This is a genomic window from Alkalihalobacillus sp. R86527 (assembly GCF_042466185.1).
In the GTDB taxonomy this organism is placed as follows: Bacteria; Bacillota; Bacilli; order Bacillales; family Guptibacillaceae; genus Guptibacillus.
Map to the genome: position 1 here is coordinate 2593946 of NZ_JAXHBW010000001.1, position 18872 is coordinate 2612817.

22 protein-coding genes are annotated in these 18872 nt (G+C 41.5%); 5 read left to right on the plus strand and 17 right to left on the minus strand.

Annotated features, from left to right (window positions below; genetic code table 11):
• The first annotated feature begins 123 nt into the window (after nucleotides 1–123).
• The gene (locus tag SJY16_RS13310) at nucleotides 124–762 is read left to right on the plus strand and encodes a LysE family translocator (protein ID WP_377889862.1); all 639 of its coding nucleotides are present in this window, start codon (nucleotides 124–126) and stop codon (nucleotides 760–762) included.
• A 21-nt stretch (nucleotides 763–783) separates the two neighbouring features.
• Here SJY16_RS13310 and SJY16_RS13315 read toward each other — a convergent pair whose 3' ends face one another.
• Nucleotides 784–978, minus strand: coding sequence for a hypothetical protein (locus SJY16_RS13315; RefSeq protein WP_377889863.1), 195 nt, complete (start codon nucleotides 976–978; stop codon nucleotides 784–786).
• Between the two features lie 284 nt (nucleotides 979–1262).
• Nucleotides 1263–1820, minus strand: a complete 558-nt coding sequence (locus tag SJY16_RS13320) for a kinase (protein ID WP_377892232.1) — start codon at nucleotides 1818–1820, stop codon at nucleotides 1263–1265.
• 164 nt (nucleotides 1821–1984) lie between these two features.
• Between SJY16_RS13320 and SJY16_RS13325 the strand changes: the two genes are divergently transcribed.
• Complete coding sequence (locus SJY16_RS13325; RefSeq protein WP_377889864.1) at nucleotides 1985–2116, plus strand: hypothetical protein; 132 nt, start codon at nucleotides 1985–1987, stop codon at nucleotides 2114–2116.
• A 34-nt stretch (nucleotides 2117–2150) separates the two neighbouring features.
• Here the strand turns inward: SJY16_RS13325 and SJY16_RS13330 are convergent, their stop codons facing one another.
• From SJY16_RS13330 to SJY16_RS13350, 5 genes are all read right to left on the minus strand, one after another.
• Nucleotides 2151–2642, minus strand: coding sequence for a GNAT family N-acetyltransferase (locus tag SJY16_RS13330; RefSeq protein WP_377889865.1), 492 nt, complete (start codon nucleotides 2640–2642; stop codon nucleotides 2151–2153).
• Nucleotides 2643–2744: 102 nt separating this feature from the next.
• Nucleotides 2745–3461, minus strand: coding sequence for a trehalose operon repressor (gene treR, locus SJY16_RS13335; protein WP_377889866.1), 717 nt, complete (start codon nucleotides 3459–3461; stop codon nucleotides 2745–2747).
• Nucleotides 3462–3476: 15 nt separating this feature from the next.
• Nucleotides 3477–5171 carry an alpha,alpha-phosphotrehalase gene (treC, locus tag SJY16_RS13340; protein ID WP_377889867.1) on the minus strand — a complete coding sequence of 565 codons (1695 nt, stop codon included), beginning with the start codon at nucleotides 5169–5171 and terminating at the stop codon, nucleotides 3477–3479.
• A 91-nt stretch (nucleotides 5172–5262) separates the two neighbouring features.
• The gene (gene treP / locus SJY16_RS13345; protein WP_377889869.1) at nucleotides 5263–6666 is read right to left on the minus strand and encodes a PTS system trehalose-specific EIIBC component; all 1404 of its coding nucleotides are present in this window, start codon (nucleotides 6664–6666) and stop codon (nucleotides 5263–5265) included.
• A gap of 61 nt (nucleotides 6667–6727) precedes the next feature.
• Nucleotides 6728–7228 carry a PTS sugar transporter subunit IIA gene (locus tag SJY16_RS13350; protein WP_377892234.1) on the minus strand — a complete coding sequence of 167 codons (501 nt, stop codon included), beginning with the start codon at nucleotides 7226–7228 and terminating at the stop codon, nucleotides 6728–6730.
• Between the two features lie 248 nt (nucleotides 7229–7476).
• Between SJY16_RS13350 and SJY16_RS13355 the strand changes: the two genes are divergently transcribed.
• Entirely contained in the window at nucleotides 7477–7974 is a 498-nt protein-coding gene (locus tag SJY16_RS13355) for a cupin domain-containing protein (RefSeq protein WP_377889871.1), read from the plus strand.
• Between the two features lie 80 nt (nucleotides 7975–8054).
• Here SJY16_RS13355 and SJY16_RS13360 read toward each other — a convergent pair whose 3' ends face one another.
• The 4 genes from SJY16_RS13360 to SJY16_RS13375 form a co-directional block, all read right to left on the minus strand.
• Entirely contained in the window at nucleotides 8055–8906 is an 852-nt protein-coding gene (locus SJY16_RS13360) for an aldo/keto reductase (protein ID WP_377892236.1), read from the minus strand.
• A gap of 25 nt (nucleotides 8907–8931) precedes the next feature.
• Nucleotides 8932–9210, minus strand: coding sequence for a hypothetical protein (locus tag SJY16_RS13365; protein WP_377889873.1), 279 nt, complete (start codon nucleotides 9208–9210; stop codon nucleotides 8932–8934).
• 327 nt (nucleotides 9211–9537) lie between these two features.
• Complete coding sequence (locus SJY16_RS13370; protein WP_377889874.1) at nucleotides 9538–10200, minus strand: type 1 glutamine amidotransferase domain-containing protein; 663 nt, start codon at nucleotides 10198–10200, stop codon at nucleotides 9538–9540.
• 94 nt (nucleotides 10201–10294) lie between these two features.
• Complete coding sequence (locus SJY16_RS13375; RefSeq protein WP_377889876.1) at nucleotides 10295–10558, minus strand: hypothetical protein; 264 nt, start codon at nucleotides 10556–10558, stop codon at nucleotides 10295–10297.
• A 196-nt stretch (nucleotides 10559–10754) separates the two neighbouring features.
• Here SJY16_RS13375 and SJY16_RS13380 point away from each other — a divergent pair, with 196 nt between their 5' ends.
• A complete protein-coding gene (locus tag SJY16_RS13380) occupies nucleotides 10755–11555 on the plus strand; it encodes a peptidoglycan-binding protein (protein ID WP_377889878.1) in 801 nt (266 codons plus the stop codon).
• Nucleotides 11556–11894: 339 nt separating this feature from the next.
• Here the strand turns inward: SJY16_RS13380 and SJY16_RS13385 are convergent, their stop codons facing one another.
• The 5 genes from SJY16_RS13385 to SJY16_RS13405 all read right to left on the minus strand — a co-directional run bounded on the left by SJY16_RS13385 (nucleotide 11895) and on the right by SJY16_RS13405 (nucleotide 16831).
• A complete protein-coding gene (locus SJY16_RS13385; RefSeq protein WP_377889880.1) occupies nucleotides 11895–12791 on the minus strand; it encodes a zinc-dependent metalloprotease in 897 nt (298 codons plus the stop codon).
• A 195-nt stretch (nucleotides 12792–12986) separates the two neighbouring features.
• The gene (locus SJY16_RS13390) at nucleotides 12987–14087 is read right to left on the minus strand and encodes an AI-2E family transporter (RefSeq protein ID WP_377889882.1); all 1101 of its coding nucleotides are present in this window, start codon (nucleotides 14085–14087) and stop codon (nucleotides 12987–12989) included.
• A gap of 9 nt (nucleotides 14088–14096) precedes the next feature.
• Nucleotides 14097–14705 carry a serine/threonine protein kinase gene (locus SJY16_RS13395; RefSeq protein WP_377889884.1) on the minus strand — a complete coding sequence of 203 codons (609 nt, stop codon included), beginning with the start codon at nucleotides 14703–14705 and terminating at the stop codon, nucleotides 14097–14099.
• A 139-nt stretch (nucleotides 14706–14844) separates the two neighbouring features.
• The gene (locus tag SJY16_RS13400; RefSeq protein WP_377889886.1) at nucleotides 14845–15789 is read right to left on the minus strand and encodes a nucleoside hydrolase; all 945 of its coding nucleotides are present in this window, start codon (nucleotides 15787–15789) and stop codon (nucleotides 14845–14847) included.
• 154 nt (nucleotides 15790–15943) lie between these two features.
• Nucleotides 15944–16831: a diacylglycerol/lipid kinase family protein gene (locus SJY16_RS13405; RefSeq protein ID WP_377889887.1), complete on the minus strand. Its 888-nt coding sequence runs from the start codon at nucleotides 16829–16831 to the stop codon at nucleotides 15944–15946.
• A 161-nt stretch (nucleotides 16832–16992) separates the two neighbouring features.
• Between SJY16_RS13405 and SJY16_RS13410 the strand changes: the two genes are divergently transcribed.
• Nucleotides 16993–17607 (plus strand): PH domain-containing protein, encoded by a 615-nt coding sequence (locus tag SJY16_RS13410; RefSeq protein WP_377889889.1) that lies wholly within the window; start codon nucleotides 16993–16995, stop codon nucleotides 17605–17607.
• 210 nt (nucleotides 17608–17817) lie between these two features.
• Here the strand turns inward: SJY16_RS13410 and SJY16_RS13415 are convergent, their stop codons facing one another.
• Nucleotides 17818–18855 carry an STAS domain-containing protein gene (locus tag SJY16_RS13415; RefSeq protein WP_377889891.1) on the minus strand — a complete coding sequence of 346 codons (1038 nt, stop codon included), beginning with the start codon at nucleotides 18853–18855 and terminating at the stop codon, nucleotides 17818–17820.
• Nucleotides 18856–18872: the final 17 nt, after the last annotated feature.

Below are 18872 nucleotides of genomic sequence, written 5' to 3' on the forward strand. Positions count from 1 at the left end.
TTATCTTGGCTCTCCACAAAACCATAACCGCTCACAATCGATATTTTTTCGTGCATTGCTTCTATTTTTGCAAGTTTGGACATGTATTTAAATAGAGCCAAGCAAAAAAGGAGAATGTTATCGATGCTAGAAACTGTGGTAGGTCATATCATTCTTGGTTTATCGATTGCAGCCCCGATAGGCCCAATCAATATTGAAATCATGAAACAAGGAATTCACAAAGGATTCTGGTCCTCCCTCCTTGTAGGTGGGGGTGGAATGAGTGCAGACCTCATCTTAATGTGTCTCATGTACTTCGGTATTGCTGCTTTCGTAAAAATATCGTATGTACAACTATCTTTATTAGTTCTTGGGTGTGTAATTCTCACCCTATCAGGAATTCAAGGGTGCCTCTCATCTGTCAGTATAGACGAGGCACACGACAAAGATAAGTCGGGACTCTTTCATTCTTATGCAACGGGCTTCATGATTGCAGCATTTAATCCGATGAACCTCTTATTCTGGTTAGGCATTTACGGTTCTGTATTAAGTCAATCGTTACAACGCCCTGATAAATGGGAAGCCTTCTTCTTATCTACTCTTGTGTTTGTTGGAATCGCACTTTGGAATCTTAATATGTCGCTTACCGTACACTTTGGCAAGACATTAATGAAACCAAGGACGCTAAAAGGGATCAGTGTTGTAGCAAGTCTCGTATTGCTCTTCTTCGGCCTTCGTTTCGGCTACTTGGCTGCTGAAATGCTATTCATCGCTTCAAAATAAAGAGAGCAGCTTAAGCCGCCCCTAAATCATGTAAACATATAAGGCTATACCTGCTACCGCTAGAATACTTACGACAATATAAATCAGAAAAATCGTTACGGTCGTATTTTTCGCTTTCTTATCATAAGCAGAATCACTCTTCCCTGCGACCAGAAGGGTACCGATCAAAATCAGCACAGTAAATATAATGATTAAAATAGTTGCAACTTTTATCATATCTCTCCCCCCTCTCTTCTATCATACATCGAATCGAGAGTGGTTTTAAACATGGACTTTATCAATATTTCTACATTATCAAAATATAGGCACCTTTTTTACTTTTAACCTAATAAAGAAATATAATTTGGTTTTTTCATGTATTGGATTCCTGATTTATGACAACACTTTTTTATACAGTCGGTCATTATCTTTCATTACAATGAAGATGCTGTCAGATGGCTGGCTGTACCACAAGCAAGTCCCTTGAAAGAGCCCCTCTACTCTGAGGGGCTTGTTCCATTTTATGAGCTGTTTATAACGACATCAGCATTCTCCATAGGGGATTGTTCCATCAAGTAATAATCTTCCGCTTTCCAATAACGATCTTGAAACTTAGTAAGATTCTTCTGGGTTCGCTCACTTTCTCTTAAAAACCTTGTTCTCCGCGGGCAATCGAGGTAAATGACATAATCGAAATAATCTCGCCATTCCTTTCGTTGTAAAAACACACCTTCTATGACGATCACAGCAGCATCATGGATCGATATTTCTTCAAGAGTATGAGAATCACTCTGTTCATCATAGCGCTGAAGTCTCAATGTGGAAGCAACTCTTACCTTTTTAAAGAGTTGGTCTCGCAAATAGTGAATATCCCACTGAAGTGCGTAGTACTCATACCAGTCCTCATTACTAGTATTGTAACGCTCCTTTCGTGCTACGATATAGTCATCGAGGTGGAGAACAAGAATCTCTCGGTCGATCCGATTGACCTCGTGACGCATCTTATTAACAAACGTGGTTTTTCCAGACCGACTCAATCCATCGATTCCAATAATCACCCGCTTTTCTTTTGATAACATAAATCGAATATCTGATAGGTTCACCCTTTTCACCTCACCCTATAATGAAATGTGCTAATTTTCTACATTTTTCATGAATTCCTATTGATTTACCAACATCCTATCGATAAACTATGATTATATTCGATAAAAAGAACAGTTCTACTAAACAGGGGGTTGGATTTGTGCAGAAAGACAACAGCTTACCAAAGGATTGGATGTTTCTCGTGCAAGAAGCTATGAACTCCAACACAACTAAGGAAGAATTTGCTGCTTATTTAATAGAAATTGAGCAATCTCTAAAAAAGTCTTCATAGAATAATAAACCCAACCGAAGCTGGTTGGGTTTACCTATAGAAATAAATGTAGAATGGACATCAGACCTGATCTGCTTTCCATCTTCTTATTTAAATCAACGTAACCTTGCTCAAGATAAATCGCACGTGCCACATTGTTTTGTTCATTTACTCCAAGCACCACTTCATCAATATGTGGGAAATTAGTCTTCACATACCCTCTTACAAGTGACATAGCTTGTTTTCCATACCCTTTACCCTGCTCTTTCTCATCAATACAGAGCGCTCTTAACAGCATGGCGCGTTTGTTCGATGTAAAGTCCTTCGCACCCTCTCCGCTATGTAATACAAAAAAACCAACAACCTTTTCTCCAGATAGTATTACTACAGGATGCCGATCAGGGTCCCTCATACACTGCTCAAAGGCTGGCATAGGTAAAGAAGTATACTTCAATTGGGGGTCAGAAAGGGTGAATCCTCTGAGCGCCTCTAGATGAAATCCTTGAGTACGTACTAGCTTCACTTGTTCTGTAGTTGACTTTGTCATGATCTCCCTCTCCTTTCTCACCGTTACCATTTCTACTTCGCTAAAGAAAAAACCTTTTTTCTATCAAAAAAGCAGCATACAATCTGTATGCTGCAGTGACGGTTACTTCTCTCTTCTAGCAAAATCGACGAATCGAAATTTATCCAACCGATGGCGTGACTCTGTGTATTCTACAAGCGATGTATCACTCAAGTAGACATAGTTTCGCACAACCACCACATGGTCATAGTCTTTTAAATCCAGAAAACGCATGTCGTCTTCATGAGCTTCTTCGACCACTATTTCTTTCTTCGCATAGCTGATCGAGAGACCGAGGTCGTTCTCCAAATAATCATAGATCGAGTTTTCACACGTTTCTTTCGTTAACTCTGACACGTATTGAACAGGAAAATAATCGCGATCTAATATGATTCGCTCACCATCGATTTCTCTCGCTCTAATCACATGCCAAACCTCATCATCCGCACGAAGACCAAGCTGTTCACGAACCCAATCAGTTGGCTTTTCTTTTTCGAGGTAGTGAACGATTGTTCGAGCTGTTTGACTCATCTGTTGTGAAACTTCTTTGAAGCTCACGAGACCTGAGACGGGGAACTCATACCGATTCAGGTCAATCACAACAGAACCTCTGGCTTTTATCTTTTGTATCAACCCATTCTGTGACAAGAGGTTTAGCGCTTTTCGAATCGTTTCGCGGGATGTCCCATATACTTCTGAGAGTTCATGCTCAGAAGGTAGCTTGCTGTTTGGTTTATACGTACCATCTTGAATTTTTGCCGATAACTCTTGATAGATCTGAGCGTATTTTGTTTGTTTCATGTCACCATCACCTTATTATGATTGCTTGAAATGATAGACTACAGATTCAAATGGCTTAAGTTTCATACCATCAATCTTGGTGTGAGGAGGCTCAGAGTAATTAGAAAGAAGCAGCTCTTGCTTGAAACCATCTATTGAAATATGTGATGGAAGATGAAATTCTGCTTCATGTTCGTAAAAGTTGTTGATCACTAGTAACTTTTCTCCCTCAACTTCTCGTACATAAGCAAAGATCTGAGGATCTTCTGGCAAAAGGAGCTCATAGCTTCCTTCTGTTACAATATCAAGATTCTTCCTGAGCTCGATCAGCTTCTGATAATGTTCGAAGATCGAATCGTTTTCTTGAAGCGTGTTCTCCACATTAATTTCCTCATAGTTCTTCGCTACTGGAATCCATGGTTCCCCCGTTGTGAAACCGGCTTGTGTATCCGCGTTCCACTGTACTGGCGTACGAGAATTATCCCTAGACTTATGGCGTAAGATCTCAAGTATTTCTTCTTCACTATAGCCTTTTTCTTGAAGAATGGAGTAACTATTAAGCGACTCAACATCACGATAAGACGATAGATCGTCGAACTTCGGATTCGTCATACCGATTTCTTCCCCTTGATAAATATAGGGAGTGCCTTGCATCATGTGCATCGTTGTCGCTAACATCTTCGCTGACTCTTTCCTGTAGTCGCCATCATTACCATAGCGTGAAACGATTCTTGGTTGATCGTGGTTACACCAGAATAGTGCGTTCCACCCTCCACCTTCATGCATTTCTTTCTGCCATGTTGAAAGGATGTCTTTCAGCTTAAGAAAATCGAAATCAGCGACCGTCCACTTTTCACCGTTCGGATAATCTACTTTCAAGTGGTGGAAATTAAACGTCATGCTGAGTTCATTACGTTCAGGGTTTGAGTAGTGAATACAATCCTCAATCGTTGTCGATGACATTTCTCCTACGGTCATCGGATTATACTTCATGAACACTTCACGATTCATTTCATTCATGAACTCATGTGCGCGAGGGCCATCTGTATAAAATTTACGCCCATCTCCAGGCGTAACCGATCCATCATCGTTCGGGAAATCCTGATCTTTTGAAATGAGGTTGATCACGTCTAGTCGGAATCCATCAACACCCTTTTCGAACCAGTAAGTCATCATGTTATAAACGTCATCACGTACTTTCTCATTTTCCCAATTCAGATCTGCTTGTGTCACATCGAATAAGTGAAGGTAGTATTGACCTGTTTCTCGATCAAACTGCCAAGCGGATCCTCCGAATTTAGACTGCCAGTTCGTTGGCTCTTCCCCATCAACTGGATCTTTCCAAATGTAATAATCACGGTACGGATTATCTTTTGATTTTCGTGATTCAATAAACCACTGATGCTCTGTTGACGTATGGTTCACAACGATATCCATAATGATTTTGATATTACGATTGTGTGCTTCCTCAAGCAAACGATCGAAATCCTCCATCGTGCCATACTCTTCATAAATACTGAAATAATCACTGATGTCATACCCATTATCATTTTGCGGTGAATCGTAGATCGGCGTTAACCACACCACATCGACACCAAGCTTCTTCAAGTAGTCTAACTTCTCAATGATACCATTAATATCCCCAGTACCATTCCCTGTCGTATCATTAAAACTCTTTGGATAGATCTGATAAACGACTGACTTTTTCCACCATGGTTGCACGCTATTCAACTCCCTATTTCTTTATACAAACTACTGATATCAAAAAACGATATCACCGGAACAGCCGACTAAGACATTCCTGGTGATATCGTACGAACTATTAATTTTCTACTTTTCTTACCTTTCCGTACAGAAGTGTTAGGACGAAAGGCAGTACTAAGACAATACTCATTCCAAGGAAGAAGGCTCCCCAATATTCTTTAAAGATCGATAAGAAACCAGGTACTCCTCCAACTCCGATCGATTGTGCTTCAACACCCATGACGGTGATGACAAGACCAGCGATCGCAGAACCGATGATCGCAGCGAAGAATGGGAAACGATAGCGTAGGTTTACACCAAATAGCGCTGGCTCTGTGACACCGAGGAACGCGGAGACTGCTGACGTTCCTGCAAGACCCTTTGTTTTCTCATGCTTTGTCACTAACATCATCGCTAGTGCCGCTGCACCTTGAGCGATATTTGAGAGTGCCAGCATCGGCCATAAGAATGTGCTTCCGGTGCTTCCAATCAATTGTAGATCAACTGCTAAGAACGTATGATGCATACCAGTAATAACAAGCGGTGCATAAAGCGCACCATATACGAGTCCACCGATTGCAGGAGCTGCATCAAACAAGCCAATAAACCCATCAGTCAAGAGATTTGCAATCCAAAACGTAACCGGGCCGATCAACGTGAAAGCTAAGAACCCTGTGACAAGAAGAGCTACTGGCGCAACGACAAGCATCTGAATCGAATCATGCACACGTTTATTTAAGAATGTTTCTATTTTCGCTAGAATATAAGCGGACACAAGAACCGGTAGAACCTGGCCTTGATAACCGATCTTCTCAATCTCGAGACCAAATAAATTCCATGTCGGGATTTCCTCAGCCTCACCATAAGCCCACGCATTCAGAAGGTCAGGGTGAACTAAGATAAGACCAAGGACGATTCCGAGTAGCGGACTCCCGCCAAACTGTTTCGCCGCTGACCAACCGATTAGTCCAGGTAAAAACACAAAGGCGGTGTTCGCGATCAAATTGATGATACTCGCGAGATCTGCCCATTGAGGATAAACCTCAACTAACGGGTCACTAAAGAAAATATCTGGTGCAGTTAGAATATTGTTGATACCAAGCAACAAACCTGCTGTCACGATCGCGGGAAGAATAGGTATGAAAATATCAGCTAACGTCTTTACTGCTCGCTGAAGTATGTTTTGCTTTTCGGCAGCAGCGTTCTTCACATCCTGTTTGGATGCGCTCTCAATTTCAGTAATTTCAGCGAAGATCTTATACACCTTATCAACTGTTCCTTGTCCGATAACAACCTGAAACTGTCCATTCGCAGAGAACGAACCTTTCACAAGATCATTTTGTTCTAACGCTTCTTGATCCACTTTGCTTTCATCATGTAGAACTAGTCGAAGTCGTGTCACACAGTGCGTAGCGGTCGAAATGTTATCTTTACCGCCAATCGCATCTACGATCTGCTCGACAGATTTCCTATCAATAGCCATGCTTCTTCCCCCTATTCATAAGGTACAGGTCGCCTACGAACGACCTGTCGTTAGTTATGTGTTACTTCTTTACTTTTGTATACATAATTTCAGCTTCACCGCGAGAAGCACCATCCGTGTACTTTTTCTCAACATTTTCAAGTACATCGGCATTCGTAATGATTACTGGCGTGATCGTGCTCGCTGCTTTTTCTTTTACAAGATCAAGGTCAACCGAGATCAGTGGATCACCGACTTTTACTTTGTCGCCTTCCTTCACGTGTCCTTCAAATCCTTCTCCACCCATGCCGACTGTTTCTAAACCTACGTGAATCAGGAGTTCGAGGCCTGATTCAGATTGAATGCCAACAGCATGCTTCGTGTGGAAGAACTGAATGACCTTACCGTTTACTGGTGATACAACTTCGCCATCTGTTGGTTCGATCGCTACGCCATCACCCATCATCTTTTGTGAGAATGTTGGATCTGGTACGGTTTCAAGCTCTACAACCTTCCCGTTTAATGGAGCGAAAATTTTCTCTTCTGTTGGCGTTTCCTTTTTACCGAATAGTTTTTTTAGCATCATTTATTCTCCTTTCAAACGCTTACATTTATATGTTAACTTGTCTATACATGTTAGATACAATTCGTAGTGTACCTTGTATAGACAAGTTAGTCAACAGAAACGTTTTAGTCTTCTACTGGGGAAAGAAAGCATGTGTATTGAAGTCAATACTCCTTTTCCCTTTTACCTTCCAACTAAACGAAAACATGTTTGAACACGTTTGAAAACGTTTAATAGGTGTACGAGAACATAAGGAGGGATAGCGGATGAATAAAGCGGATGTAGAAACGATGGGGATTCCGAACAACCCCGATCTTCCTCTCCTCCTTTACCGTGGAAGTTTAGTAGATTTCACAAACACTTGTGCGGAGCAGTTCAAAAAGAATAACTGGACGAACAGTTGGAAGAACGGGGTATTTGATTACCATCATTACCACAGCAACACTCATGAAGTGCTTGGCATTGTTAGTGGTGAAGCTACCATCACGTTCGGCGGTGAAAATGGAGAGAAAGTAACGGTTAGAAAAGGTGATGCAGTAGTCATTCCAGCAGGTGTTGGGCACAAACGAGAAAGCGCATCTTCTGATTTTCAGGTTGTCGGTGCATATCCAAATGGACGAGATCACGATATGAAAACCGTTGATTCCAATGAGCGAGACGCTCTTAAAGCAATCCAACGTGTTCCATTTCCTGAAACAGATCCGATTTTCGGTGGGGATGGTCCGCTGGTTGAAATTTGGTCGAATGTGAATCAGGAGACGTGAACGCTTAAGCACGTTGCCATTATCAATGAAACACCAAAAAAACCGGCCAGAGGATTTCACCTCTGGCCGGTTTTGTATAACTATCCTTTTCTTCCAGGAACCGTTTTATCATAAAAAGGTTTGTGATCCGGATGATGTGCGAGTCTACTATCTTGATTACACGCATCGATCTCCGCCATTTGTTCACGGGTCAGTTCAAAGTCGAAAACATCAGCGTTTTCTTTAATTCGCTCAAGGTTTGAGGATTTCACGTTAAGAATCACATCATGTTGCAAGCACCATCTCAGAACGACTTGGGCTGGTGATTTTCCAACACGTTCACTAATTGCCTTAATCGTTGGGTTCGACAATACCTTCCCTCTTTTTAACGGCGACCATGCTGCGACTTGAATGTTCTTCACACGACAATAGGCTCGTAGCTCTTCTTGTATCAATTCTGGGTGAAATTCAATTTGATTGATTACAGGTGTGACACTCGAAGTTTTTGCTATCGTCTCAAGATGATGTCGTTCAAAGTTGCTAACACCGATTGCGCACACTTTCCCCTCATGATAAAGCTTTTCTAATGCCTGCCACGTTTCTTGATACAGCTCAGGAACGGGCCAGTGAATGAGATAGAGGTCGAGGTAGTCAGTCCCTAAGCGCTCTAATGAACGTTCGAATGCTTGCAGCGTTGCATGATATCCTTGCTCATCGTTCCAGACTTTTGAGGTAATGAATAGGTCTTCTCGCGATAAGTTTGATGCCTTGATCGCTCTACCAACCGCTTCTTCATTCCCATAGTAAGAAGCCGTATCGATACCACGGTAACCACATTGAAACGCATCATTAACAGATTGAACCGCTTCATCACCCTGTAGCTTAAATACACCAAAACAAACCTTTGGCATTTTCACTCCGTTTAAGAGCGTTACGCGTGATTCTATTCCCATCACCGCATCATCCTCCCCCTATGAATTAAATCAATTTCTTATATTCTTCAACAAACGAACGTGGATCTTCTTTTATCATAAAGGAAATCACACCTCTGTTTGTGTGGAGATAAAGAAACCCGTAGTTCCCTGCCGTGAAACGATAAGATACATCGAACACGTCGTTCAGCCGATAGTGCTGAAACGTCGAGCGAATGCTATCTTCATAGAGCTCTAATTCATATTCTTCTTCAATCGTACGTTGTCCTGTCCGTTCAATTTTGCGAACCATTTCTATGAACGGTTGGGAGGTAATAAACGTCATGATTCTCACTGCTTCCTTTACGAAAAGCTATTCGCTAATTATAATCTATGCCTGTTATACCATGTTTTAACCCTGTAGTAAAAATCCACTTCTACAACGAGTGTTCTAGCTCCTTCTTTTCATGTAGCTGGAACTTGAATTCGCCGATAAAACTTGTTTTTCGCTGATATACGCATAATTCCGCTGATATAATGGCGATTTCCGCTGATAAATTCAATTTACCGCCGATATACTGCCCATTTCGCTGATATCTCTACTATTCCCCTATTATCCAAACAAAAAAACATAAAAAAAGAGCGAATCACAAGGATTCGCTCTCACTCTTTATTAAACTTCTAGTGCTTCGATTACTTTGTTTGCAGCGCTAGCGCTTGATTGAGGGTTTTGCCCAGTTACAAGATTGCCGTCACGAACGGCGAAGTCTGCCCAGTTTTCTTGCGATGTGAAATCTGCGCCTTTTAGACGAAGCGTCGATTCTAGCAAGAATGGCATTTTCTCAACTAGCTGCATTTCTTCTTCTTCTGAATCTGTAAACCCAGTTACTTGTTTCCCTTGTACAATAGGAGTACCGCCATTGTACGTGACGTTCACAAGTCCAGCTGGACCGTGGCAAACCGCACCGATCACTTTGTCACTTTGTGCTTGCTCTTGCAATACGTGAAGTAATGTTTCACTATCTGGGAAGTCGAACATCGTACCATGACCACCCGGAAGGAAGACTGCGTCAAACTGATTCGCATCTTCTTTTGCTAGTGGCGTTGTAATCTTTAGCTTTTGCTGTGCTTCCGCCCACTCGGGAGGGTACTCGTTAGGAATACTGTTAGGATCAAGTTCTACTTGTCCACCTTTTATTGAAGTTACCTTAATTTCGTATCCTTTTTCCTTAAAGATATTGTAAGGAATTGCAAACTCTTCAAGCCAAAGGCCTGTTTTATTTTCCGCATCGATTTCTGTATGATTCGTTACAACCATTAGTACTTTCTTACTCATTGAAATCCTCTCCTTTATCTTCTTAACATGTATGTTTCAGCCACTTTTGTATATTACCCGCTGAAAATAATTCTAATCATAAGAATTGCTTAAACTAATACAGTACCTTTGGAATGACAAAGAACATATAGAAGACATTCAAGAAGACTGCTCCGAATACAAGCAGAGTGTTTTGCTTTTTCACTTGAACAATGTACAAAACGAACCAGATGAGAAGTAAACCGATCGGGACGAGGGCGTAGACACGATCTGCTCTTAACAGAATCACGCCTAACAACTCTAGTATCGAGTATGGCACGATAATGATTCCTAATATGATATTGATGATATGTATCCATTTCTTTTCCAATGGCTTCAATAGTATTCTCCTTTCACTCTTTCCCTACTACTATTCTCCTTTTCTAACCTCTAACAGTCAATCGATCTTTTATACAAAACCAATTTCTGGTCGTTATCTGGTTAAAATGTAGTGGTTTCCTCCATCATTGTCGTTGCTTGACGAATATTGACGAATACCTTTCTGTGAATACAATTGCAGAAAGTGAGGAAATGAGATGTTTCATAAATCTAAAATAATCACAATGTTCGTCGTTGCAGCATTCGTTATAATGGCAACACCTGCTCTTGCTTCAGCAGAGCTTGGCGATAGAACATTGAATAAAGGAGACAGAGGTTCTGATGTTGTAGAACTTCAAAACTATCTTCTTACAAAAGGAGTATTTCCTTATCACACAGCAACAGGCTACTATGGTGATATCACCAAAAACGCTGTTAAAGAATTTCAAGAATCTCGTAATCTAAAAGTGGATGGAATCGCTGGCCCGAACACGAACAGCAAGATTAAAGTACTTCGTTATGGTGATATTGGGAAACAAGTCATACATATCCAGAGTCAACTCGAAAAAACAGGTCACCACACCTCAGGACTCGATGGCGTATATGGAAATGGAACAAAAGCTTCCGTGAAAAGCTTCCAGAAAGCACAGGGACTTGAAGTTGACGGAATTGCCGGTCAAGGAACACGATCTGCGCTCAACCAAGCTGCTTCAAAAGGTTCAGCAGCCGGAAAAGAACTGACAGTTGAAAGCACAGCTTACACTGCTCATTGTGACGGATGCTCAGGCGTTACGAGAATGGGCGTAAACTTAAAGAAATACCCTGATGCGAACGTCATTGCAGTGGATCCCGATGTCATTCCATTGGGCTCCATCGTTGAAGTAGAAGGATATGGTCGTGCGATTGCTGCAGATACTGGTGGTGCGATCGATGGTAATCGAATCGATGTCTTCATGGATGACCAGGACGATGCGTTGGCTTGGGGTCGAAAAGACGTAAAGGTAAAAGTAATCAAATAGTCGAACAATTCGTACCGCTTCCTAAGATTGGAGGCGGTATGTTTTTTTATAACCAAAGCTAAGCATGACTGTTGAAAAAGAACCATAATTTGAGAAGTTTCAGTGTAGAAATGAATAGTGTAGTCAACTCCTATTTTCGAAAGATCTCCTCTCTCAATCTCTTTGTTTTGTGAATCCTCCTTCAAAAAACCTACACGATATCCCTGATAACTCTCTAACATTTTTTCAACACAACACTAATCTTCAGTTGGTTCGTTAAGATGTTAATTCTTATTCACTAAAGGAATATACAAAAAACGCCCGGAATTCACCGGGCGTTTTCACTATCATTTTATCAACTTAATTACCGTACCAAGCTTTGTTCGCTTCGATCAGATCATCGTGGTCTTGATCCCAGTAATCAACGCTATAAGAATAATCGTAGTTCATAATGCACTTGATTCCGCTTCCTTGAGCGTCATGGCCAAGGCCATAGTTATGAGAGAACTCATGTTGAGCTGCATGCCATGTGTTTTCTGCACCTTGGTCAAGGTTGACAGAAACTGCACTCTGGTAAGGAGCGTTAGGATATACGTAAGCGATTCCGCCAGAGTTGAAGTTCGAATCACGCGTGAAGCCTACCAAGAAATCTTCGCCGTTTCCATTCCAGTCTCCATCTAAGTCTTGAAGGATTTCAGAAGCATTCGCACCTTCTGAGCTCCACTGAGCAAATGTTTTCACTTGAAAATCAATATCATGGTCTCGAGTAAAGCCATTGTCTGCATTCTCTACAATGTTTTGAGTGAGTGTTTGCCAGTCGCTATGTGCAGCGCGGTATTCTTCATCAGCTGCAACAATAACCGTTACGACGCGAGTAGCTTCATCTGCGGAACCATTGTCATCACCAGATCCATCATCGGATCCACCACCACAGAACAAGCAAAGCAGCTCTCCCTCTTTCGTATTGTTCTTCGCCATTTTCTTATCTTCTTTCTTTTGTTTCTTATCAGCGTTCTTCTTGATTTTCTTTTCACCGATCTTCTTGCCTTGTTCGTTAACGATCTCAGCTACTGAATCGTTTTCTACCTCTGCCACTTCATCAAAGGTTTCTTTCCCCTTATTCTTTGCCTTTGGAAGTGCTTCGATTGTTACTTGATTTCCAGCAGAATCTACAGTTGGTGCTTCATTACTAGAAAATCCTGGTGCGATCGCTAGCGTGAGTGCTAGAGATAATGCAACAAACCCTTTACGTTTCATGTGATTTTCCCCCAAGTTTTATTATTTTGAATCGAACAACTATTAATCTAGCACAAGTAAACCTGTCATTTCAGGGGGCTATTGGTCGAATCTAAAAAGTTTATGTCTAAGAACAAAGAACTGGTTTTTTTAACAAACTGTTAATAAAAGTCCCTTTTCAAACAAAAAAACTCTCCTCAATGGGAGAGTTTTTGTTTAGTTACCGCTATGTTTACCACGCTGCTGAAGCTTTATGAGTCGATAGGTATGGGTTGCGATCACCTTCAAAACCGCATAGGTCGGAATGGCTAGAATAAGCCCGAGGAAACCTGCTAAACTACTCGCAACGAGTAGCAGAAGAATGATTGTCAAAGGATGGATATCGAGTCTTCTTCCCATCACTTGAGGTGAAATCAAATTACTTTCAATTTGTTGAATCACGATGACACCGATAATAACATACACAGCTGTTAATGGAGATTGAATGAATCCAACGATTACCCCAGGCGCAGTACCGATGATTGGCCCGATAAAAGGAACGACGTTCAAGAAGAGTGCAATAAATGCCAAGATTAGGGCGTAATCAAGTCCAATGATGACATACCAGACATACACGAACGTACCTATAAAGAGACTCACGATCAATTGCCCCTGAATGAATCCGCTCAACGCATCGTCCATATCTTCAAGAATCTTTGCGCCTTCCTCTCGGTGTGCACGAGGGACGAAGCGTAACATAGATGGCATTAGCTTCTTCCCATCCTTTAGCATGTAATAAAGAATGAAAGGTAGTAGTACAATTCCGACTACAACATCCGTTACGATGTTCAAGAAGGATAATAAGTAGTTTCCAAATGAAGAGCTGATATCACCGATTGAGCCGGATATGCGCTCTGTCAATCCATCGACTGAAACCATGTCACTTTGTAATAAGTTTGCTATGTATGGGTTGCTCTCCCACCGCACAAGTGCATCTTGAAAGTCTGCCACAAGTGCTGGAGCCCCTTTTGCTAGACTATTAAACTGTTCTGTCAAAATTGGACCTATGCTGAATACGAGACCTGTTACCCCACCTGCAAGTGCGAGGTAAACGATTAGAATTCCGAGCGGCCTCGGTATCTTTGCTTTCTCAAGCAACGCGATGACTGGGCGCAATAAATAATAGAATACACCCGCTGCGATGATTGGGAAAGCAAGCGTCGTTACGAGAATGACGATGGGTCGGAATAAGAAACCGATTTTGCTACCGACCCAGATGACTGTGAAAATCAATAGCAACCATATGAGAAATCGAAACATACTTGATCTTTCAATCATGGACTTCCCTCACTTTCCTTTGTTTAATTTGATAATCCCCTTTCGATATAACCGAATGACCGTTTCAACTACCCATACCGGAACTTTCCTTGGAAAATAAGCGGTGCAATAGATTGTATTGTACGCCGTCTTCAGATCCTCCCAGTGACTACATTCCTTTGTTTGACGAAAGCGTACGACATCGATCACCCGTACTTCTCCGTTTTTTAATAGCATCACATTTTGCAAATGTGTATCTGAAGGGTTCAGCCCTTTACGTTTGGCATAGGAAAGTGCGTCATCCACGTTCTGAACCATCTCTCTTGTGATCTCAATCCCTTCGATCAAGCAATCATAGAAGGTGACCCCATCTAAATATTCCAGAATCAAATAGCCCTTCCCTGCCTCATACAGCTTTGGATAATAGACGTCATTATCAAGCTCTTTATAAATATCAGCTTCTTGTTCAGCTAGATGATGAAATTCAGGATAAAAGACTTTTAATACTTTATTTTCGAGAGAGAGTTTAAACACCGCTGCACTTCTTCCTTTACCAATCGGATGAAGGCTATCTGGATAATTAACGATGGATTCCCCTTCAAAACAAATGTCGTTAACGAGATCGGTTGCTGTTGTCATAGGGTCTCTTCCTCTCTTGGTTCTGCCGTTATTTATATTATATATGAAAAAACCACTACCACGATGGTAATGGTTCATCCGACAGCTACCACATTCATTGCATACGATTACTATCTTATAAAAGTTTCATAACATGTAGCTAAAATGACTCTCCCGTCATGACTTCCATAAAGTTCCGATAAAATTTGAAGTATTCCAGACTAACTGCAACATCTTGAACTAACCTTCCATCACATTCGTATTGCGCAAAACTTTGTCTGAAGTCTCCGATGCTTAGTCCACGAGCCTCTCCATTAATTTCTAACGCGACCGGGGTCTTATAGAACGTAAACATCTCAGGGTGAATAACCGCCATGATTGTAACTGCATCGTGTACAGGTGATCCTTCTAAACCAGGTACCTTTTTCTGGTAAAATCCAAAGTAATAGTAATCAAGTAGCGGTTTTATAAGAGTAGACTTGCCTTTAAAATGAATAAAATCAACCATTCCAGGTGTAACGATCGCATGTTGTGTGACGTTCAGTGGAAAAAGCTTCACATTCTTCGCATACCGCATAACGATATTCGCTGCTACAGGATCCGCGTGAAAATTCGCCTCAGCACTCGGGGTCACATTACCCGGTACGTTAAAGGCACCACCCATCACATAAAACGTATGAATTCTCTCCATTTTCTCAGGGTAAAGGAGAAACAGTGTTGCAAGCGTCGTTAATCGCCCAACGTTTACAATAACAAGGTCGTCATACTGATCCAGTAACGGGATAACCTGAAAGAAATTCTCCAGTGAAGCAGATTGGTCCTCCGTTGGGGTGATGGGTCCCAGTCCGTCAGGACCATGCACATCAGGATAAAAAACAGGAACTTCACCGGTCATAGGTTTTTCGGCACCACCCATCACCGGAATGTCCGTACGCCCAACTTCCTTAAGAATATATCGAACATTATTCGCAGTTTGTTCTTTCGGAGCATTCCCATAGCAAGCGACGATTCCAACCACATCGATCTCACCTGAAAAGTGAGCATATAGAAGTGCAACCGTGTCGTCGATCCCAACATCACCAAAAAACAAGACCTTCTGTCCCATCCTCCCACCTCATCCCCATTAATCTTTATGGAAATTTATTCAAAGGTATTCGAATGTAGACGTATTCAAACAGTCTAATAATGTAAGAGGGGCGAAGAGCCGGGAACCCTTGAGTCATCTGAAGATATGAAACTAGTCAAAGAGCAGTATTCACTTACTGCTTTTTGACAAACATTGTAAGCTCGTTATGCAATGTTTTCGCTTCGAACGGAAGAGGAAACCCTTCATCACCATCAATATTTACGACGAGGTCTTTTGAAGATTTCACCTTAAGATTTGTTGCTGGGAAATATTCGATTTGATCGTTACTTTGAAGCTTTCCATTAAAGAGATCTGGAATCAACTTGATCACATGCGGAAGTGAAAGCTTTTTTAGGAGAAACACATGAAAATAACCATCGTTTACTTCTGCATGTGAGGCAAACGATTCGATTCCACCTACAGAATTCGTTAACGCCACGAGCATCAAAAAGCATTCACCGCTCCACTCCTTGTCATCATATGTAACCGTCAATTCGAATGGCGTTTTGTCTTTCAGCGCTTTACCACCTTCAATGAAATAAGCGAGCGGTCCGAAACGTGACTTCTCTTCAGGGCTCACATCATAGACAGCTTCTGCAATCGCGCCAACTGCGAGCACATTCATGAAGTATTGATCGTTGATTTTCCCAATATCGACGGGTTTCGTATGTCGTTCTCTCAAGACATCAAGTGCTTTTTCTGGCTGCATCGGAATTCCAAGCGCTCGCGCAAAATCATTTACCGTTCCAAGCGGGATAAATCCAAAATCAGGACGGTCTTCTCTCTCAGCAAGTCCATTGATACTTTCATTGATGGTGCCATCTCCACCAAGGGAAATAAGTGTTTCGTATGTCCCTTCACACGCTTCTGTTGCAAAACGCTCAGCGTCGCCTGCTTTCTCAGTGAAGCGAACCGTCACCTCATCGTGATTTTCTTTAAGAATCGCTACAACGTCTTCTTCAAATTCGATTGCCTTCTCTTTTCCGGAAGAAGGGTTCACGATCAACATCGCTTTTTTCATACAACATCCCCATTTCTCTAACAAAGTGATAGCTAGAAATCTATAATTCTTTTCCCTCTCTAGCAATTGATGAAACAAGATGCCTGACACGTGAAACTTTATCGTCATCTCATCCGTATATTAATAGACAACGGAATTTAACTAGGGAAAGGATGAGCATCATGTTCAAAAAAGTAGCTTCAGACGTACTAGGATTAAGTGATGTAGGAAGTGTGATCAAACCTGTCGATTATGACAAGGTAGATGCAGATGATTACGTTCTTCATGAAGATGGGGAAGAAATCTATTTTCTTATTAAATCGAAAGCTGATGAGTATTGCTTTACGAATCTCGCACTTATTCATGTTGACGGAAAGAGCGCGTCTAGCAGCAAACGCACGTTGAGAAGGTATGAATATAGCCACAATAAATTCACAAACGTAGCTCTTGAAACCGCTGGAACGGTCGACCTTGATGTTGAAATTAAATTCCAGTTAGGAAATGAAGTATTCTCGATCGATGTACATAAGAAATTTATCGAGGAGCTAAAAGACCTCTATAAATCTCTCATCCGCATCGCAGAGCTGACACGTGAGAACGAAACGTATTACGACTTCTCACGAAAGAGTCTTGACTTAGCTTCTTCAACTTTAACAAGTATGCGCCATAGTAATACAAGTCTTCATGAAGAATTTAAACAGATCAACGAAATTGCTTTCAATTGGCTTGAAGAATCAAAGAAACACTATACGATCAAAGACTTCGGAGATGTATTCAAACGCTATATTAATAATTAATGAACAATGAACGAATGGAAACCATGATTATTGTGCTCCCTATACCGTAGGAGAACACCGCTTGACTCCTAATGGGTTGAAATCAATCACAGCAAACTTTTCAACCCCGCGAAAAGCGAGGAACCTGGAGGAGAAATCACCACCTTACCGTGGCAGATGGTCCTTAGGACGTTATCGACACTCTGAGGGATCAGGCATATGCCTGATCCCTTATTTTTGAGCTTCTACCGTTAAACCTTCTCTTGCTAGAGCATAGTGGATTCCGTGCTTTAGAGTCGAAAAGCACATCAGTCCCTCGAGTTCTTCACTGGATTGAACGACTTGCATGCTTAGCTTTGGTGAGATTCCTACTAACAGACATGAAACACCTAACAGCCCCGATGCTTTTACCATGCTATGTAGTAAATCGATCGTAAAATCATCTACTTCATAGATCCCTGTTAAATCAAGGATGAGCGTATTTGCCTTATAATCAGGAAGCTTTTGGAGTGTTTTCGCCATGAGCTCGTCCAAGCGGTTCTCGTCGTATCTCCCGATCAAAGGGATAACAAGAATATGATCCAAAACCGGAATGATTGGTGCCGAAATTTCCTTGATCATTTGTTGCAGTTCTTCTGTACGTTCCGATACTTTCTTCTCTAAATCAACGAGTTCAAGTCGCTTTTTCTCTTGAATCATATCGTGAATGTTTTCATTTGGTGTAATGGAAGAAGGAGAAAAAACATACTCCGAATACTCATCGCCTTTTATTTGGCTCTTTCTGACTTCGTACCAAACTTTCTCTCTCAATAGACCACTAAAAACCCCTGCCCAGTGGCCAGGAATAAAGGTCCCTTCCTCTTGTTTCTCTTGTTCACCATTAATCTTGTATTCCCAGCTGTTCTTAACCCTTACGACCGCTGTGTTTTTCTCCTCTTCCACATCGACAATCGTGGTTATTCCCCAGCCTGCTGTTTTGTACGTATTAGGGAGACTACTCACGATGTTTTCTACATTCCCTATGGTTTCGTGATAGAAATCACTTACGATCTCACCTGTGCGATACCCGGCAGATTCTAACACAAGCGCCGTCTCGTCTTCACCTGCAATTTCTTCGATTGAATCAAGAAAGACTTTAAATGCGGTGTTGATCCAGAATACTAGGGCACCGTCGCCTTCAAACTTAAAATCGCCTTCATCTGTATTCCATTCGAAATGAGAACCATTCACATCAACTTGATGGTAATTCGTGCTTAAGTTATTCCCCATTAGTAAACCTCCTGAAA

What these genes read in the sequence shown, in the direction of transcription:
- SJY16_RS13410 (WP_377889889.1), top strand. Translation starts at nt 16,993, where the DNA reads ATGTTCAAAAAAGTAGCTTCAGACGTACTAGGATTAAGTGATGTAGGA.
- SJY16_RS13350 (WP_377892234.1), bottom strand. Translation starts at nt 7,228, where the DNA reads ATGCTAAAAAAACTATTCGGTAAAAAGGAAACGCCAACAGAAGAGAAA.
- SJY16_RS13380 (WP_377889878.1), top strand. Translation starts at nt 10,755, where the DNA reads ATGTTTCATAAATCTAAAATAATCACAATGTTCGTCGTTGCAGCATTC.
- SJY16_RS13315 (WP_377889863.1), bottom strand. Translation starts at nt 978, where the DNA reads ATGATAAAAGTTGCAACTATTTTAATCATTATATTTACTGTGCTGATT.
- SJY16_RS13330 (WP_377889865.1), bottom strand. Translation starts at nt 2,642, where the DNA reads ATGACAAAGTCAACTACAGAACAAGTGAAGCTAGTACGTACTCAAGGA.
- SJY16_RS13355 (WP_377889871.1), top strand. Translation starts at nt 7,477, where the DNA reads ATGAATAAAGCGGATGTAGAAACGATGGGGATTCCGAACAACCCCGAT.
- SJY16_RS13390 (WP_377889882.1), bottom strand. Translation starts at nt 14,087, where the DNA reads ATGATTGAAAGATCAAGTATGTTTCGATTTCTCATATGGTTGCTATTG.
- SJY16_RS13415 (WP_377889891.1), bottom strand. Translation starts at nt 18,855, where the DNA reads ATGGGGAATAACTTAAGCACGAATTACCATCAAGTTGATGTGAATGGT.
- SJY16_RS13405 (WP_377889887.1), bottom strand. Translation starts at nt 16,831, where the DNA reads ATGAAAAAAGCGATGTTGATCGTGAACCCTTCTTCCGGAAAAGAGAAG.
- SJY16_RS13310 (WP_377889862.1), top strand. Translation starts at nt 124, where the DNA reads ATGCTAGAAACTGTGGTAGGTCATATCATTCTTGGTTTATCGATTGCA.
- SJY16_RS13395 (WP_377889884.1), bottom strand. Translation starts at nt 14,705, where the DNA reads ATGACAACAGCAACCGATCTCGTTAACGACATTTGTTTTGAAGGGGAA.
- SJY16_RS13320 (WP_377892232.1), bottom strand. Translation starts at nt 1,820, where the DNA reads ATGTTATCAAAAGAAAAGCGGGTGATTATTGGAATCGATGGATTGAGT.
- SJY16_RS13360 (WP_377892236.1), bottom strand. Translation starts at nt 8,906, where the DNA reads ATGGGAATAGAATCACGCGTAACGCTCTTAAACGGAGTGAAAATGCCA.
- treP (WP_377889869.1), bottom strand. Translation starts at nt 6,666, where the DNA reads ATGGCTATTGATAGGAAATCTGTCGAGCAGATCGTAGATGCGATTGGC.
- SJY16_RS13370 (WP_377889874.1), bottom strand. Translation starts at nt 10,200, where the DNA reads ATGAGTAAGAAAGTACTAATGGTTGTAACGAATCATACAGAAATCGAT.
- SJY16_RS13400 (WP_377889886.1), bottom strand. Translation starts at nt 15,789, where the DNA reads ATGGGACAGAAGGTCTTGTTTTTTGGTGATGTTGGGATCGACGACACG.
- SJY16_RS13385 (WP_377889880.1), bottom strand. Translation starts at nt 12,791, where the DNA reads ATGAAACGTAAAGGGTTTGTTGCATTATCTCTAGCACTCACGCTAGCG.
- treR (WP_377889866.1), bottom strand. Translation starts at nt 3,461, where the DNA reads ATGAAACAAACAAAATACGCTCAGATCTATCAAGAGTTATCGGCAAAA.
- SJY16_RS13365 (WP_377889873.1), bottom strand. Translation starts at nt 9,210, where the DNA reads ATGACGTTTATTACCTCCCAACCGTTCATAGAAATGGTTCGCAAAATT.